Origin of the sequence: Streptomyces sp. NPDC001904 (genome assembly GCF_040297005.1) — a bacterium.
GTDB lineage: Bacteria > Actinomycetota > Actinomycetes > Streptomycetales > Streptomycetaceae > Streptomyces.
Window position 1 is genome coordinate 1 of record NZ_JBEOYI010000026.1, and the last position, 17,463, is coordinate 17,463.

Consider the following 17,463-nt stretch of genomic DNA (forward strand, 5'->3'; position numbering starts at 1 on the left):
CGCAGTTCCCCGCGCCCCTGAGGCATGCGCTGACGCGCAGCCTCCCCTGAAGGCCGCAGGCCTCTCAGGGGCGCGGGGAACTGCGCGAGAAGCCCCACCGGCCGGCAGCCGGGCGACAACCCCAGAAGCCCCCCGCGCACCAACTTCCCGGAACCCCCGGAAGACGGGAACCCGGGCGTGGGGCCCGGCGTCCAAGGGGCGAGCTGCCGGTGAGTCTCCGCAGTGCGGTGTCGGCCTCGCTGCTGGCTGCGACCGCTGACCACCCTCTCCGCCGCATGCGGCCGGCAGCAAGCCGTCACCGGCGCACCCCCTCCAACAGCGCCGGTGACGGCCCCTCTTCATGCCCGCTCTCTTGACTGGCAGAAACTTTCCCCATATTCATAGCGCGCGGAAGTTTCCTTCAGCCCCGTGCAAGTGCCCCGCCGCCCTCCCTCCGGAAGGAGCGCAAGTGCACCACCTCTCCAGACGTACGCTGCTCGCCGCCACCACCGCGGGTGTCGCCGCGACCGCCCTGAGCGCCGCACCCGCCCAGGCGTCCAAAGGCCTCTCCGACAAGACCCTGAAGAAGATCATCTCCGGGATGTCCCTGGAGGAGAAGGTCGGCCAGCTCTTCGTGATGCGGGTGTACGGACACTCGGCCGACGCCCCGGACCAGGCCGACATCGACGCGAACCTCAAAGAGATCGGGGTGCGCACGGCCGACGAGCTGATCGACAAGTACAAGCTCGGCGGCATCATCTACTTCCAGTGGGCGCACAACGTCCGCGACCCCCACCAGATAGCCGACCTCAGCAACGGCATCCAGCGGGCCGGACAGCGACAGCCCTCCCGCATACCGCTGCTGATCGCCACCGACCAGGAGCACGGCATCGTCTGCCGGGTCGGCAAGCCCGCCACCCTGTTCCCGGGCGCGATGGCGCTCGGCGCGGGCGGCAGCCACGGCGACGCGCGCGAGGCGGGGCAGATCGCCGGCGCCGAGCTGCGCGCGCTCGGCATCGTCCAGGACTACGCGCCCGACGCGGACGTCAACGTCAACCCGGCCAACCCGGTCATCGGCGTCCGCTCCTTCGGCGCCGACCCCGACGCCGTCGCCGGCCTGGTCGCCGCCCAGGTCAAGGGCTACCAGTCGGCCGGCATCGCCTCGACGGCCAAGCACTTCCCCGGACACGGCGACACCGCCACCGACTCGCACACCGGCCTGCCGGTCATCACGCACACGCGCGAGCAGTGGGAGCAGCTGGACCGGCCGTCGTTCGAGGCCGCGATAGCCGCCGGCATCGACTCGATCATGACGGCCCACATCGTCGTACCGGCCCTGGACCCGGCCGAGGACCCGGCGACGCTCTCGCGCCCGATCCTCACCGGCATCCTGCGCGAACAGCTCGGCTACGACGGCGTCGTCATCACCGACTCGCTCGGCATGGAGGGCGTGCGGACCAAGTACGGCGACGCGCGCGTCCCCGTCCTCGCGCTCCGGGCCGGAGTCGACCAGCTGCTCAACCCGCCGACCCTGGACGTCTCCTGGAACGCGGTCCTCGACGCCGTGAAGAGCGGCGAGCTGGCCGAGGCCCGGCTCGACGAATCGATCCTGCGCATCCTGCGCCTGAAGGCGAAGCTCGGGCTCTTCAAGGCCAAGGAGCTCTACGTCTCGCACGGCGGCGTCGACCGCACCGTCGGGACCGCCGCGCACCTGGCCGCCGCGGACCGGATCGCCGAGCGCACCACGACGCTCCTGGTGAACAAGGAGAAGCTGCTCCCGCTCTCCCGCCGCACCCACAGGAACGTCCTCGTCCTCGGCGCCAACCCGGCCTCGCCCTCGCTCAGCGACGGCCCGCCGATCACCGTGATCGGCGCCGCCCTCACCGAACGCGGCTTCTCCGCCGCGGTGCTGGCGACGGGCACGGCGCCGAGCCAGGCCGTCATCGACCAGGCCGTCGCCGCGGCGGCGGGCAAGGACGCCGTCGTCATCGCCACGTACAACGTGACCGCGGGCAGCGCCCAGCAGAAGCTGGTGAACGCGGTCGCCGCCACCGGCGTCCCGGTCGTCACCCTGTCCGTGCGCAATCCCTACGACGTCGCCCACCTGGGCGCCGCCGACGCGCACGTGGCCGCGTACTCGTGGATCGACGTCGAACTGCGCGCCGCCGTACGGGTGTTGACGGGCGCGGCCAAGCCGCGGGGCAGGCTGCCGGTCCCCGTGCAGCGGGCCGACGACCCGACCCAGGTGCTCTGTCCGATCGGGTACGGGCTGAGGTACTGACGTAACCGCCGCCGTACGGGCAGGGGCAGGCCCGTACCTCCCTGTCCGTACGGGGGTCTACGTCCGCACCACCGGCACACCACCTCCGGCCTACGCAAAGCACCCCGTACCGCTGGCGTGCCCACGCGTCCGCGGGTCAGTCTTGACGGGCACACCCGGGGGGCTGTCATGCGTGCGCGAACGGTTGGAGCGGGGTGCGCGGGGCTGCTGCTGTCCCTCGCGCTGGCCGGCTGTCAGGGCGCGCCGGTAGACGCGGCGAGGGCCACGCCGACACGCGTGTCGCCGTCCGGGTACGGGGCGGTCTTCCTGGCGGCCGGCGAGTGCGGTGCGCGGGGGCCGGCCTCGTTCGGCGAGGTGGCGTGCCGCAGCGAGAGCGCCGTCGCCCGGGTGCTCGCCCGCCACGACGGCGGGCCCTCCGGCGGCCCGGTCTGCCCGGCCGGCACCGACTTCGTGCTGCACATCAGCGAGAGCGACCCCGCGGGCATCGCCTCCCGGGGCTTCGCGTGCATGCGCAATCTGGAGCCCCCGCACCCCGGTGACCCGGGCGGCGGGGGCGGCCCGCGCACCGTCGTCGGCGACTGCGTGTACGCGGCCGGTGAGGGCCGGGTCCGGGAGACGGCCTGCGACGGTTCGGGCGAGCGCGCGCCGCAGTACCGGGTGGGCTCCGCGGTGCGGGTGCGCGACCGGTGCCCGCCGTCGACGGCCCTGTACGTGGCTCTGGGCGGCGGCGCTCCGGTGGGGTGCGCGGTGCGGCTGTGAGGGGGCGGCGGCGGGCCACCGCCCCCTCACGGCGTCGGCCGGGTCACGGCCGGAGCGTCAGCTCCCGGGCCGGGTCGGTCCGGTCCAGCTTCGCGTCGTGCGGCGCCTTGGCCGTCGTACCGGACAGGCCGGCCCACGCGAGGATCCGCTGGGTGGCGAGGTCCTTGTCACCGGCGGTCAGCGCGGCGACGTTCGCGCCGTGGTTGGCGTGCGGCGCGGTCAGCACGTACGAGTCCTCGGCGCCGCGGCCGAGGCGGAAGCGCTCGGCGCCCCACGGGTCGTTGTCGCCGTACACGTACAGCATGCGCGTGGCGTGGTGGCGCACCCAGGCGTCCACGTCGGGCATCGCCCGCTTGTCGAACTTCATGGGGATGGAGCGCGGCACGAAGTTGCGCGGCGGCTGGTAGCCGTAGCGGGAGAGCTTGCCGAGCCAGGGCTGCCTGATGTCGGGCGAGCCGAGCTGGGTGCCCGCCTGGTAGTAGTACGGGGTGTACCGCTCCAGGCCCTGGTCGGCGTAGGACGACCAGCCGCCGACGGCGTCGACGTAGTCGAAGAGGGCCTGGTCGGTGACGGTCTTCGCGTCCGGGACGTCCGCGCAGGCCGACTCGGGCTGGTACTGCCAGAAGCCCCACACGAGGTCGAGGACGGTCGCCTCGTACGCCTTGTCCAGCGAACCGACCGTGTTCACGGTGTAGTTGTTGGCGGCGAGGTAGTCCTTGTACTTCTTCTCCAGCGCGGTGCGGCGCACCAGCGTCTCGCGCTGCACCTTCTGCAGGGCGACGCGGCAGTCCTTCGGACCGACGTGCGCGAGGAAGCGGTCGTAGGCCGAGTCCTCGTCGTTCACGACGTCGTTCGGGGCGACGTAGGCGACGACGCCGTCCATGTCCCGCGGGTAGAAGCGCTCGTAGTACGTGGCGGTCATGCCGCCCTTGGAGCCGCCGGTGGTCAGCCAGTTGGCACCGTAGACGGGCTTGAGGGCCTGGTAGATGGCGTGCTGGTCGCTGGCCGCCTGCCAGATGTCGAGCTTGGACCAGTCGGCGGGCTGCGGCCGGGACGGGGTGAAGAAGCGGTACTCGACGGAGACCTGGTTGCCGTCGACGATCCGGGTCGGCTCGCTGCGCGAGGGCGTCGTCGAGACGTTGTAGCCGCTGGTGAACATGACCGTGGGACGGCTGACGTCCTTGTGCAGCACGGTGATCCGCTGCTGGAACGTGCCCTTGGACGGATGCTTGTGGTCGACGGGCTGGGTGAAGTTCAGGACGAAGTAGCGGTACCCGTCGTACGGCTTCTCCTCGACGAGGCTGATGCCGGGTACGGCGAGCAGCCGGTCCTTGATGTCGGTGGCGTCCGCGGCGGCGGTGGCCGTCGTCGTGCCGGCCGCGGCCACCGTGCCTATCAGCACGACGAGCGACAGCAGCCATCTGAGCACCTTGCGCATACACACTCCCCTGGAGACGCGAGTACAACAGCGCCCCGGAAACTATCGGAGCGATCCGCGTACCACCAGAGGGACTTGGTGTCCGCTGAGCAGAACAGGCCCGGCGCGGCAGGCCCGGAGGACCGGCCTCAGCACAGGATCCAGCCGGTGCTGACCGACCGCGAGCCCACCTTCCCCGTCACCCGGACGCAGCGGTGCCCCGCGTGCACGATGACCGGTCCCGCGCGCTGGGTGAAGCGGCCCGCGTCGACGACCGCGCGGTTGCCGCGCGCCTGGACGCCGACCGACATGTACTGGCGGGTGCCGCCGCGCTCGGGATAGGTGACGGCGCAGACGTAGCCGTTGTTCTTGTAGACGACCGTCCGGCCGGTGGCGAAGGAGAGGGTGCGGACCTTGTGCCCGGAGCAGAGCACCGCCGCGTGCGCGCTGCCGACGGCCGGACCGCCGACGACCAGCAGGCCCGAGCCGAGCAGCGCGGCCAGCAGGAGCGCGGCCGGGCGGCGCGGCCCGCGGCGTATGCCGGCGCCCGCCTCACCGTCTCTTCGCACCACGGATCCCTCCCGTCACATCGGCATCAGCGTACTGATGAACGGACGCGACACAGGGGTCGTACGGTTGCGCGAATCCATCACCTCGACGCGCTGACCACGTCCGCCGCGTCGTCGTCCTCGCCGATGAAGGTGCGCCACAGCCGGGCGTACGTGCCGTCGAGGGCGAGCAGCTCGTCGTGGGTGCCGTCCTCCACGACCCGCCCGTGGTCCATCACCACGACCCGGTCGGCGCGGGCCGCCGTCGTCAGGCGGTGGGCGACGACCAGGGTGGTGCGTCGGCCGGCCAGCCGCTCGGTGGCCGCGTTGACCTGGGCCTCGGTGGCGAGGTCGAGGGCGGCCGTGGCCTCGTCGAGCAGCAGGACGTCGGGGTCGACGAGCTCGGCGCGGGCCAGGGCGATCAGCTGGCGCTGGCCCGCCGAGAGGTTGCGGCCGCGCTCGGCGACCTCGTGGAGGTAGCCGCCGTCCAGGGTGGCGATCATGGCGTGCGCACCGACCGTCCGGGCCGCCGCCTCCACCTCGGCGTCCGTCGCCCCGGGCCGCCCGTACGCGATGGCGTCGCGGACCGTGCCGGGGAAGAGGTACGCCTCCTGCGGGACGACGCCGAGCCGGTGCCGGTACGCGGTGAGGTCGAGGTCGCGCAGGTCGGTGCCGTCGGCGGTGACCCGGCCGCCGGTCGGGTCGTAGAACCGGGCGACCAGCTTGACCAGGGTCGACTTGCCCGCGCCGGTCTCGCCGACGAACGCGACGGTCTGCCCGGCCGGGATCCGCAGCCGTACGCCGGACAGGGCGGTCTCCCCCTCTTCTGCGGGGCCGTACGCGAAGTCGACGTCCTCGAAGGCGATCTCGCCGCGCAGGGACAGCACGTCCAGGGGCTCGGCGGCGCCCTTCGTGGAGGTCGGCTCGCGCAGCAGTTCCTGGATGCGGCCCAGCGAGACGGTGGCCTGCTGGTAGCCGTCGAAGACCTGGGAGAGCTGCTGCACGGGCGCGAAGAACAGGTCGATGTAGAGCAGGTAGGCGACCAGCGCGCCGGTCGTCAGCGTGCCCGCGTCCACCCGGTGGGCGCCCACCATCAGCACGGCGGCGGCCGCCACCGACGACAGCAGCTGGACGAACGGGAAGTAGACGGAGATCAGCCACTGGCCGCGGATCCGCGCGCTGCGGTAGCTGTCGCTGCCCGCCGCGAACCGCGCCCTGCCGTCCTTCTCGCGCCGGAACGCCTGCACGATGCGCAGTCCGGCGACGGTCTCCTGGAGGTCGGCGTTGACGACGGAGACCCGCTCGCGGGCCAGCTCGTACGCCTTGACGCTGGAGCGGCGGAAGTAGAACGTGCCGACGATCAGCAGCGGCAGCGTCGCGAAGACGACGAGGGCGAGCTGGAGGTCGATGACGAGCAGGGCGACCATGATGCCGAAGAAGGTGACGACGGAGACGAACGCGGTGACCAGGCCGGTCTGCAGGAACGTCGACAGCGCGTCGACGTCCGTCGTCATCCGGGTCATGATCCGGCCGGTCAGCTCCCGCTCGTAGTAGTCGAGACCGAGCCGCTGGAGCTGGGAGAAGATCTTCAGGCGGAGCGAGTAGAGCACCCGCTCGCCGGTGCGGCCGGTCATCCGGGTCTCGCCGATCTGCGCGGCCCACTGCACGAGCACGGCGACGAGGGCCAGCCCGGACGCGGCCCAGACCGCGCCGAGCGCCAGCCGGCTGACGCCCTCGTCGATGCCGTGCCGGATGAGGACGGGCAGCAGCAGTCCGACGCCCGCGTCGACCGCGACCAGGCCCAGGCTGATCAGCAGCACCGGCCCGAAGCCGCGCAGCAGCCGCCGCAGGCCGTAGGAGTCCTCGGGCGTGACGGCCCGTGCCTCGTCGATGTCGGGGGTGTCGGTGGCGGGCGGCAGCGCGTCCACCTGCGCGAGCAGCCCGGGAGTGGCGGGCATCCCGGACAGCGCCGGATCCTTGGTGTTGTCACGGTCGCCGCTCCACAGCCCGGGGGTGACCCCGCGCTCGGCGTCGAACTCGGCGTCCAGCTCCTCCCGTACGGACGTGTCCTCGGCCGGGGCCGTGGGCAGCGTGTGCCCGGGCGATACGCCGCCCAGCTCGTCGGGGTCGGTGAGCAGCCGCCGGTAGAGCGGCGAGCCGGCCTCCAGCTCCGCGTGCGTGCCGATGGCGGCGAGCCGGCCGCCGTCGAGGACGGCGATGCGGTCCGCGAGGTTCAGGGTGGAGCGGCGGTGCGCGATGAGCAGGGTGGTGCGGCCCGCCATGACCTCCTTGAGCGCCTCGTGGATCTCGTGCTCGACGCGCGCGTCCACGGCGGACGTGGCGTCGTCGAGGACCAGCAGGCGCGGGTCGGTGAGGATGGCGCGGGCGAGCGCGACGCGCTGGCGCTGGCCGCCGGAGAGGGTCAGCCCGTGCTCGCCGACCTTGGTGTCGTACCCCTCGGGCAGCTCGGCGATGAACCGGTCGGCCTGCGCGGCGCGCGCGGCGGCCTCGACCTGCTCGTCGGTGGCGTCCGGCATCCCGTAGGCGATGTTGGCCCGCACGGTGTCGGAGAAGAGGAAGGAGTCCTCCGGCACGAGGCCGATGGCGGCCCGCAGCGAGGCGAGGCTCAGCTCGCGCACGTCGTGGCCGCCGACGAGGACGGCGCCGCGCGTGACGTCGTACAGGCGCGGCAGCAGCAGCGACACGGTGGACTTGCCGGAGCCGGACGAACCGACGACGGCCAGGGTCTCGCCCGCGCGGATCTCGAAGGAGAGCCCGTCCAGAACGGGCCGGTCCCCGCCCGCGTACTCGAAGGCGACGTCGTCGAACTCGACGGTGGCCGGGGCGTCGGCGGGCAGTTCCTTGGTGCCGTCCACGAGCGACGGCTCGGTGTCGATGAGTTCCAGGACGCGCTCGGCGCCGGCCCGGGCCTGCTGCCCGACGGTCAGCACGACGGCGAGCATCCGCACCGGGCCGACGAGCTGGGACAGGTACGAGGAGAAGGCGACGAAGGTCCCGAGCGTGATCTGCCCGCGCACGGCGAGCCAGCCGCCGAGGGCCAGCATCGCGACCTGCCCGAGCGCGGGCACGGCCTGGAGGGCGGGGGTGAACTTGGAATTGAGCCGGATGGTGCGCAGCCGCCCGGCGAACAGCCGCCGACCGACCTCACGCAGCTTCCCCGTCTCCTGGTCCTCCTGCCCGAAGCCCTTCACGACCCGGACGCCGCTCACCGCGCCGTCGACGACACCCGCCACGGCTGCGGCCTGCGCCTGCGCGTACCAGGTGGCGGGGTGCAGCCGGGAGCGGCTGCGCTTGGCGATGAACCACAGGGCGGGGGCGACGGCGACCGCGACCAGGGTCAGCGGCAGCGACAGCCACGCCATGATCACCAGGGATATGAGGAACAGCATGAAGTTCCCGATGGTCATCGGGAGCATGAAGAGCAGGCCCTGGATGAGCTGAAGGTCGCTGGTGGCACGGCCGACGACCTGCCCGGTGGACAGCTCGTCCTGCCGCCGCCCGTCGAGCCGGGTGATGGTGTCGTACATGTCGGTGCGCAGGTCGTGCTGGACGTCGAGGGCGAGCCGGCCGCCGTAGTAGCGGCGGACGTAGGCCAGGACGTAGACGACGACGGCCGCGCCGATCAGCGCGCCCGCCCACAGCCCCATGGACCGCGTGTGGTCGCCGATCACATCGTCGATGATCACCTTCGTGATCAGCGGGACCAGCGCCATGACGGCCATGCCGCCGAGCGAGGCCCCGAGCGCGAGCACGACGTCCTTGGGATAGCGCCAGGCGTATCCCGCGAGCCGCTTCGCCCAGCCCCGCCCGACCTGTTTCTCCGCCGTCACACCGTCGCCTCTCGCCAACCCTCTGCTGTGCCGTGAGGACCAACACGGCACGCCGCCGATTTCATCCCGCCGCAACAATCCGACGGGCGTTCCCCCGGCTTTCACAGGTGGCACCCAGCCTCGGCACAGCCCGCGCCCACCCGCGCCGTGCACCTTTCCCTGGTGACCTCTGCGACCGAACCGCTCCCCCACGCTCCCGCCCCGCCACCACCGGCGGCCCCGCCGACCGCGCACCGCGCCCCGCGCTGGTCGCTGCCCGCGCTGCTCGGCATCCTGGCGCTCGCCGCGGTGCTGTACGCCTGGAACCTCTCGTCGAACGGCCTGAACAGCTTCTACAGCGCCGCGGTCTACAGCGGCACGCAGAGCTGGAAGGCCTGGTTCTTCGGCTCCATCGACGCGGGCAACTTCCTGACCGTCGACAAGCCGCCCTTCGCACTGATGGTGATGGGCCTGTCCTGCCGGATCCTCGGCTTCGGCACCTGGCAGATGATGCTGCCGCAGATCGGGGCCGCGCTCGGCACGATCTGGATCCTGCACTCCTCCGTGAAGCGGGTGTGGGGCCACGCGGCCGCCGCGCTCGCCGCGCTGGTCCTGGCCCTGACCCCGATCACGGTCGCGATCGACCGGGACAACAACCCGGACACCCTGCTGGTCCTGCTGATGGTGGGCGGCGCGGCCCTCGCGCTGCGCGCCACCCGCGACGGCCGGCTCCTGCCGCTGCTCGGCTCGGCCCTCTGCTTCGGCCTGGCCTTCAACACCAAGATGCTCCAGGGCTACATCGCGCTGCCCGCCGTCCTCGCCGTGTACCTGTACGCGTCTCAGCCGGGCTGGGCGAGGAGGATCCGCAACCTGGTGCTCGCCGCCGTGGTCCTCGCGGTCTCCAGCTTCTGGTGGGCGACGGCCGTCTCCCTCGTACCGGCCGACGACCGCCCCTACATCGGCGGCTCCACGGACGGCTCGGCCTGGGACCTGATCATGGGCTACAACGGCCTGGGCCGGGTCCTCGGCGGCGAGGGCAACGGCGGGGGCGGCGGAGGAGGGGGCGGCGGCTTCTCCGGCGCCGCGGGTCTCGGCCGGCTCTTCAACGACACGCTCGGCGGGCAGATCTCCTGGCTGATCCCGTTCGCGGTGATCGCCCTGACCGGCGGTCTGGTGCTGCGCGGGCGCGCCTCCCGCACCGACATCACGCGCGCCGCGCTGGTGCTGTGGGGCGGCTGGCTGCTGCTGCACTACGGCACGTTCGCGACGGCCGAGGGCACCATGCACCCGTACTACACGACCGCGGTCGCCCCCGGCGTCGCGGCGCTGTGCGGAGGCGGCGGCGTGATGCTGCTGCGCGCCTTCCGCACCGACAGGCGATGGGTGTGGGTGCTGCCCGTCGCGCTCGGTGCCACCGGGATCTGGGCGGTCGTGCTGCTGCGCCGCGCCTCCGGCTGGAACGGCTGGCTGTGGCCGCTGATCGCCCTCGTCATGGCGCTCGCGATCGCGGGCCTGCTGCTCTTCCGCACGGCGTCGGGCACACGGCTGCGGCTGTTCGCCGCGGCGGTGGCGGCGGCGGTCGTCGCGTCCGTGGCGGGCCCCGCCGCGTACTCCTTCGCGGAGCCGTTCTCGTCCGGCGCGGGCGGCGGCATGGGCGGCACCAACCCGACGGCCGGGCCCACGACGGGCGACGGCATGGGCGGCCCGGGTGGCGGCGGTGGCGGCGCTGGCGGCCGCGGTGGCTTCCCCGGAGGCGGCGAGATGCCGGGCGGGGGCGGCCGGCAGGGTTCAGGCCCGGGCCAGGGCAACCGGCCCGGCGGGATGCCGGGCCAGGGCGAGGGCGGCCAGGAGGGCGGGTTCACCCCGCCGAACGGCGGCGGGGAGATGCCGGGTGGCGCAGAGGCGCCCGGCGGCGGCATGGGCGGCTCGGTCGACAGCGACCTGATCGCGTACCTGGAGAAGCACCAGGACGGCGCCACGTGGCTGCTGGCGGTGTCCAACTCACAGTCCGCCGCACAGATCATCCTGAGCACCGAGAAGCCCGTGATCTCCATGTACGGCTTCACCGGCTCCGACAAGGGCATGACCGTCGCCAAGCTCGAGAAGCTGGTGAAGAGCGGTCAGTTGCACTACATCCAGGTCGGCGAGAGCGGGATGGGCGGCGGTATGGGCGGCGACGACGTCGGCTCCGCGGTCACCGCGTGGGTGAAGAAGCACGGGACGGCGGTGAAGGCGAGTGCGTACGGCAAGAGCTCGTCGTCCTCGTCCGCGTCCTCGTCCTCGTCCCTCTACCGCCTGGACCCGTCGGACGTGAACTGACCTACGCACAGCGGTCCCTGATACTCCATCAGGGATCGCATTTGTGTCACACGATCGACCCGAAACGTTCACCCAAACACTACGTGTCCATGTCACTCTACGCGGGTTGCCTTCCAGTCAACCCGCGTAGAACGGACGGACACCCCTCATGCCCGGAATCCCCATACGCACCGCCGCCCTCACTGCCGCCGCCCTGATGACGGCCGTCGCCCTCCCCCTGGCCACCGCGGGCCCCGCCTCCGCGACGACCACCGCGTACGACTCGACGTACTACAAGAACGCGATCGGCAAGACCGGCGCGAGCCTCAAGTCCTCGCTGCACACGATCATCAGCAGCCAGAGCAAGATCTCGTACTCCGCGGTCTGGGACGCGCTCAAGGTCACCGACCAGGATCCGAACAACAGCAACAACGTGATCCTGCTGTACAGCGGTGTCTCGCGGGCCAAGTCCCTCAACGGCGGGGCCGTCGGCGACTGGAACCGCGAGCACACCTGGGCCAAGTCCCACGGCGACTTCGGCGAGGTGACGGGCCCCGGCACGGACCTGCACCACCTGCGCCCCGCCGACGTCCAGGTCAACAGCGTCCGCGGCAACAAGGACTTCGACGACGGCGGCAGCGCCGTCTCGGGCGGCGGCGGCAGCCTCACCGACTCCGACTCCTTCGAGCCGCGCGACGCCGACAAGGGCGACGTGGCCCGCATGATCCTCTACATGGCGGTGCGCTACGACGGCGGCGACGGCTTCGCCGACCTGGAGCCGAACGAGAAGGTCAACAACGGAAGCGCCGCCTTCATGGGCAAGCTCTCCGTGCTCAAGCAGTGGAGCCAGGAGGACCCGCCGAGCGCCTTCGAGGAGAAGCGCAACCAGGTCATCTACGACACCTACCAGCACAACCGCAACCCGTTCATCGACCACCCGGAGTGGGTCGAGTCGATCTGGTAGCGGCAACTACGGCGCGCCGTCCCCCACTTCGCCGCACGCGACGAGCAGTGCCGCGAGGCGGCGGGACGGCGGGCCGGGGCGCACGGCCAGGCAGGTCGGCAGGGACGGCGCCGCCGCCGGTCCGGTGAACGGCCGGAAGGCGATGCGGTGCGCGGGCTGCACGGCGGCCTGCGCGGCGAAGTAGACGCTCCAGCTCGACCGGCCCGTGGCGATCGCGGCCAGGGTGTCCTGGTCGGTGGTGAACGCCGGGCCCATGACCGGCTCGAACCCCGCCACCCGGCAGGCGTCGACGACCGTGTCGACCAGGTGCGGGTTGCTCTCGCGGGACGCGATCCGCAGGGGCAGCCCGGCCAGGTCCGCGAGATCGATCCCGTCCCGCCCGGCGAGCGGGTGCGCGGCGGGCAGCGCCGCGACCAGTTCGTCCCGCCACAGCGGCAGCAGTTCGAGGCCCGGGGCGCGGTCGGCGCCGCGCACGAAGGTGGCGTCCAGGTCGCCGTCGCGCACCTGCTGGAGCCGTAGCGCCGTGGTGCCGCTGACCAGCTCGACCAGCAGCCGCGGCGCCCGCTCCGACAGCGCGGTCAGCACCGCGTCGAGGCGCAGGCCGAGCCCCGTGCTCGTACCGACGCGCAGCGTGGACTCCTGCTCGCCCCGCACGGTGTCCATCGCCTCGGCCACCGCTCGCTCGGCCGCGAGCAGCGCGCGGGCGTGCGGCAGAAGCGCCCGTCCCGCGCCGGTCAGCCGCACGGCCCGCCTGCTGCGGTCGAAGAGCTCGACACCGAACTCCTTCTCCAGACGCCGCACTTGCTGACTCACCGCGGGCTGCACGATGTGCAGCCGTTCGGCGGCCCGCCCGAAGTGCAGTTCCTCGGCCACCGCCACGAAGTACTTCACCTGCCGCAACTCCACGCCGCCCCGCCCCTCACCCATCACGATCCGTGATGAGTCTAGGAGCGGATCACCCATTGGCCCACGGCCGTCCGCCCGCTGGAATTGCCCCACCGCCGCATCACCCCAGCGCACCGGGAAGGCAGCCCCTCATGGCGTACACGACCGTCAACGGCACGGCACTCCACTACGAGGACCTCGGCACGGGCCGGCCCCTGGTGTTCCTGCACGGCTGGGGCACCAGCGGCCGGGTGTGGGACGCGCAGGCGGCCGACCTCATGGCCGACCACCGCGTGATCGCCCTCGACTGGCGGGGCTGCGGTCGCTCGGAGCGCCCCACGGACGGCTACACCATCACCCAACTCACCGATGACGTGCTGGCGTTCATCGAAGTCCTGGAGCTCGACCGGCCGGTACTGATCGGCTCGTCGATCGCGGGCGCCTTCATCGTCGAGGCGGCCCTCGCCGCGCCCGACCGGATCGGCGCGATCGTCCCGGTCGACTCGGGCGTCCACCACTTCTCCGGGCTCCAGGACGCCATGGACAAGCTGCTCACGGACCTGCGCGCCGACCGGGCGGGAACGCTCGCCGCCTTCGTGCCGCACTGGTACCGGCCCGGGGCGAGCGACGCGATGATCGACTGGACGGTGCGCCAGCTCCTGGAGTCGACGTTCCGCATCGACGGACTCGTCGTCGACCAGGCAGCCTACGACCCGCGCGGCCGGGTGGCCGCCCTGCGCGTGCCCACCCACTTCCTGCACGGCGAACTCGACACCGAGGTCCCCCTGTCGGTGCCCCGCGAACTCACCGCCCTGATCCCGGGTGCTCGCCTCACGGTGATCGACGGCGCGGGCCACATGTCGCAGCAGGACCAGGCCGACCGGTTCACCGCCGCCCTGCGCGCGGCCCTCGCCGGCCTGCACTGACCAACCCGACCAGGCTTTTCCTTGAAGGAGTTACGCATGCCTTTCGTCGACGTGCCCACCTCGGGCGGGATCGCCAAGGCCCACTACCTCGTCACCGGCAACGGTCCCGGCCTGGTCCTGGTGCACGGAACCGGCGCCAGTGCGGAGGCCAACTGGAGCCCGCTCATGGCCGAGTTGAGCGACCGCTGCACGATCGTCGCCCCCGACCTCCAGGGTTCGGGCGGGACGAGTGACCCGGGTGGCCCGGTCTCCGTGACCGACATGGTGGCCGTCGTCGTCGCGGCGGCATGGGACGCGGGGCTGGAGCGCTTCCACCTCGTGGGCCACTCGCTCGGCGCCGTGGTCGCGACGGCGGCGGCCGCCCTGCATCCGGACGCGGTGACCTCACTGATCGCGCACGCGGGCTGGGTGCGCACGGACGCCCACATGGCGTTCCAGTTCGACCTGTGGCGGCAGCTGGCCGGCACCGACCCGGACGCGCTGGCCCGGCTGATCCTGCTCACCGCGCTGGGCAAGGACACGCTGCGCGGCTGGGACGAGGAGACGTTCGCGCAGGCGGCGGCCGGGTTCGCCGAGCTGATCACGGGTGGCCTGGACGGCTTCGTCCGGCAGACCGAGACGGACACCGCAGTCGACCTCACCGGCCTGCTCCCCCGCATCACCGCCCCGACGCTCCTGCTGTCCAGCGCCGACGACCGCCTCGTCCCACCGCACCACCAGCTCGACCTGGCCGAAGGCATCACGCACGCCCGCCTGCTGCGCGTCCCCGGCGGACACGGCCTGCCCGGCGAGAACCCGGACCTGCTCACGGCCAAGGTGGCGGAGTTCCTGGACGGACTCGGCCAGGGGGCCTAGCCCAGGTGCGTCGGCGCGAACATCTTCAGCAGCGCCGGCAGCACGACCACGCTCGGGCCGGGCGCGGCCAGGGCGGCGGCCAGATCCTCGCGGAGCTTCTCCGGTGACGTGCGCACGGCCGGCACGCCGAAGGACTCCGCGAGGGCCACGTAGTCCGGCCGGGTCAGCTCGGTGGCGGTCGCCTGGCCGAAGGTGTCGTTCATGTACTCGCGCAGGATGCCGTAGCCGCCGTCGTCGACGATCAGCCAGGTGACGTTCAGGGACTCCTGCTTCGCCGTGGCCAGTTCGGCGATCGAGTACAGGGCGCCGCCGTCGCCGGAGACCGCGAGGACCGGCGTCGTCGGGTCGGCCGCCGCGGCGCCGAGCGCGGCCGGGAAGCCGTAGCCGAGACCGCCCGCGCCCTGCGCCGAGTGCAGCGGGCCGGGCCAGGCCGACCAGGCCCAGTAGGCCAGGATCGTCATGTCCCAGAAGGACGGCGCCTTCGGCGGGAGCGCGGCGCGGACCGAGGCCAGCACGTCCTGTTCCAGGGTGAGTTCCTGGGAGTCGATGCGTTCCCGTACGGCGTTCAGGACCTCGGCGACGCGTGCCGGGGCCTTCTCGTCCGGGCGCTCCGCCACCGTCTCCAGGAGGGCCTGGACGGCGAGGCGGGCGTCCGCGTGGATGCCGAGCGCCGGGTGGTTGGACTCCAGCTTGCCCGCGTCCGCCTCGATCTGGATCACCCGGCCGCGCGGCGCGAACGTGTGGTAGTTCGAGGAGAGTTCGCCGAGTCCCGAGCCGACGACCAGCAGGACGTCCGCGTCCTCCAGGAAGTCGGTGACGTGCCGGTCCTCCATCCAGGACTGGAGCGAGAGCGGGTGCTCCCAGGGGAAGGCGCCCTTGCCGCCGAAGGTGCACACCACCGGGGCGTTCACCCTCTCCGCGAGCGCGCGCAGCTTGCCCGCCGCGTCGGCGCGGACCACTCCGCCGCCCGCGATGATCACCGGCCGCTCGGCCTTCGCGAGCAGATCGGCCGCGACCGCGGTCAGCTCGGGGCGGGGCACGAGTTCGTGCGGGGTGGCGTCGACCGCCGTGACCTGGGGCAGGGTCGCCGGGGCGAGCAGGACGTCCTGCGGGATCTCCACGTAGACCGGGCCGTGCGGCGCGCTCAGCGCCGACTCCCAGGCCGCGGCGATCGCCGACGGGATCTGCGACTGGGTGCGCACGGTGTGGACGGACTTCACCACGTCGCGGAACGCGGCCTGCTGGTCGCGCAGCTCGTGGAGGTAGCCGTGCCGCCCGCCGCCCAGCCCGGCCACCGGCACCTGGCTGACGATCGTGAGCACCGGCGCGGAGGCCGCGGCCGCCTCCTGGAGCGCGGAGAGGGAGGTGAGCGCGCCGGGCCCGGTGGACAGGAACAGCGGCGCGACCTCTCCGGTCACCCGGCCGTACGCGTCCGCCGCGAATCCGGCGTTGTTCTCCACGCGCAGGCCCACGTAGCGCAGGTCGCTGCGGCGCAGCGCGTCGAAGAGGCCGAGCGCGTGCTGGCCGGGCAGCCCGAAGACGGTGGACGCGCCGAGCCCCGCGAGGGTCTCCACGACCAGGTCGCCGCCGGTCCGCCCGGGCGGCGGGTTGAGGGCCGCTTCGGTCTGGGCCTCGGTGGGCCGCAGGACGAGATCGTGGTCGTGGGTCATCGCGGGGCTCTCTCCTCGAAGTGCCGGAGGTGGTCCGGTGGTGCGGTCAGGCCGTGCGGGACGCCGCGATCTGCCGCGCCATGATCGTCGTCAGCTCGTACGCGGTGTGCGAGGCGGCGACGGCCGTGATCTCGGCGTGGTCGTAGGCGGGGGCCACCTCGACGACGTCCGCCGACACCAGGTTGCACGATGCCAGACCGCGCAGGATCTCCAGGAGCTCGCGGGAGGTCATGCCGCCCGCCTCCGGGGTGCCCGTGCCGGGGGCGTGGGCCGGGTCGAGGCAGTCGATGTCGATGGAGATGTACAGCGGCCGGTCGCCGATGCGCTGGCGCAGCTGGTCGGCGACCTCGTCGGCGCCGCGCCGGTAGACGTCGGCGGAGGTGACGATGCCGAAGCCGAGCTTCTCGTCGTCGGTGAGGTCGCTCTTGCCGTAGAGCGGGCCGCGGGTGCCGACGTGGGAGAGGGCCGAGGTGTCGAGGATGCCCTCCTCGACGGCGCGGCGGAACGGGGTGCCGTGCGTGTACTCGGCGCCGAAGTACGTGTCCCAGGTGTCGAGGTGCGCGTCGAAGTGGAGCAGCGCGACCGGGCCGTGCTTCTTGGCGACCGAGCGGAGCAGCGGCAGCGCGATGGTGTGGTCGCCGCCGAGCGTCATCATGCGGGCGCCGGAGCCGAGGATGCCGTCGGCGGCGGCCTCGATCGTCTCGACGGCCTCGTTGATGTTGAACGGGTTCGCGGCGACGTCACCGGCGTCCACGACCTGCGCGAGGGCGAACGGGGACGCGTCCTGCGCCGGGTTGTAGGGGCGCAGGAGCCGGGACGCCTCGCGGATCGCGTTGCCGCCGAAGCGGGCGCCCGGCCGGTAGGAGACACCGGTGTCGAAGGGCACGCCGACGACCGCGACGTCCGCGGTGCCGACCTCGTCCAGGCGCGGGAGGCGCGCGAAGGTCGCCGGGCCCGCGTAGCGCGGGACGAGCGAGGAGTCGACGGGACCGACCGGACCGTTGGGGTCGGCCTGCACGCGGGGCGTCTCGTTGGGGTTCATGCGCGGGTG

Annotated in this window: 12 protein-coding genes; 6 read left to right on the forward strand and 6 right to left on the reverse strand. The window is 72.7% G+C overall.

What is annotated here, in order from left to right; translation table 11 throughout:
• The first annotated feature begins 448 nt into the window (after positions 1–448).
• Both ABT127_RS31340 and ABT127_RS31345 read left to right on the forward strand, forming a co-directional pair.
• Positions 449–2,260, forward strand: a complete 1,812-nt coding sequence (locus tag ABT127_RS31340; protein WP_351457373.1) for a glycoside hydrolase family 3 protein — start codon at positions 449–451, stop codon at positions 2,258–2,260.
• A 168-nt stretch (positions 2,261–2,428) separates the two neighbouring features.
• Positions 2,429–3,019, forward strand: a complete 591-nt coding sequence (locus tag ABT127_RS31345) for a hypothetical protein (protein ID WP_351457376.1) — start codon at positions 2,429–2,431, stop codon at positions 3,017–3,019.
• A gap of 43 nt (positions 3,020–3,062) precedes the next feature.
• Here ABT127_RS31345 and ABT127_RS31350 read toward each other — a convergent pair whose 3' ends face one another.
• The 3 genes from ABT127_RS31350 to ABT127_RS31360 all read right to left on the reverse strand — a co-directional run bounded on the left by ABT127_RS31350 (position 3,063) and on the right by ABT127_RS31360 (position 8,835).
• A complete protein-coding gene (locus tag ABT127_RS31350) occupies positions 3,063–4,457 on the reverse strand; it encodes a S28 family serine protease (RefSeq protein ID WP_351457379.1) in 1,395 nt (464 codons plus the stop codon).
• Between the two features lie 128 nt (positions 4,458–4,585).
• The gene (locus tag ABT127_RS31355) at positions 4,586–5,008 is read right to left on the reverse strand and encodes a hypothetical protein (protein ID WP_502971812.1); all 423 of its coding nucleotides are present in this window, start codon (positions 5,006–5,008) and stop codon (positions 4,586–4,588) included.
• 77 nt (positions 5,009–5,085) lie between these two features.
• On the reverse strand, positions 5,086–8,835 hold the full coding sequence (locus ABT127_RS31360) for an ABC transporter ATP-binding protein (protein WP_351457381.1): 3,750 nt from the start codon (positions 8,833–8,835) through the stop codon (positions 5,086–5,088).
• A 162-nt stretch (positions 8,836–8,997) separates the two neighbouring features.
• Here ABT127_RS31360 and ABT127_RS31365 point away from each other — a divergent pair, with 162 nt between their 5' ends.
• Positions 8,998–11,133, forward strand: coding sequence for an ArnT family glycosyltransferase (locus ABT127_RS31365; RefSeq protein WP_351457384.1), 2,136 nt, complete (start codon positions 8,998–9,000; stop codon positions 11,131–11,133).
• Positions 11,134–11,281: 148 nt separating this feature from the next.
• Positions 11,282–12,076, forward strand: a complete 795-nt coding sequence (locus ABT127_RS31370) for an endonuclease I family protein (RefSeq protein ID WP_351457386.1) — start codon at positions 11,282–11,284, stop codon at positions 12,074–12,076.
• A 6-nt stretch (positions 12,077–12,082) separates the two neighbouring features.
• Here the strand turns inward: ABT127_RS31370 and ABT127_RS31375 are convergent, their stop codons facing one another.
• Positions 12,083–12,982, reverse strand: coding sequence for a LysR family transcriptional regulator (locus ABT127_RS31375; RefSeq protein ID WP_351457611.1), 900 nt, complete (start codon positions 12,980–12,982; stop codon positions 12,083–12,085).
• A 131-nt stretch (positions 12,983–13,113) separates the two neighbouring features.
• Between ABT127_RS31375 and ABT127_RS31380 the strand changes: the two genes are divergently transcribed.
• Entirely contained in the window at positions 13,114–13,887 is a 774-nt protein-coding gene (locus ABT127_RS31380; protein ID WP_351457389.1) for an alpha/beta fold hydrolase, read from the forward strand.
• A gap of 36 nt (positions 13,888–13,923) precedes the next feature.
• Positions 13,924–14,742, forward strand: a complete 819-nt coding sequence (locus ABT127_RS31385; RefSeq protein ID WP_351457391.1) for an alpha/beta fold hydrolase — start codon at positions 13,924–13,926, stop codon at positions 14,740–14,742.
• Here the strand turns inward: ABT127_RS31385 and ABT127_RS31390 are convergent.
• On the reverse strand, positions 14,739–16,412 hold the full coding sequence (locus tag ABT127_RS31390) for a thiamine pyrophosphate-binding protein (RefSeq protein ID WP_351457394.1): 1,674 nt from the start codon (positions 16,410–16,412) through the stop codon (positions 14,739–14,741). The two genes, ABT127_RS31385 and ABT127_RS31390, sit on opposite strands and share 4 nt — an antisense overlap.
• 46 nt (positions 16,413–16,458) lie before the next feature.
• The gene (gene speB / locus ABT127_RS31395; RefSeq protein ID WP_351457397.1) at positions 16,459–17,454 is read right to left on the reverse strand and encodes an agmatinase; all 996 of its coding nucleotides are present in this window, start codon (positions 17,452–17,454) and stop codon (positions 16,459–16,461) included.
• Positions 17,455–17,463: the final 9 nt, after the last annotated feature.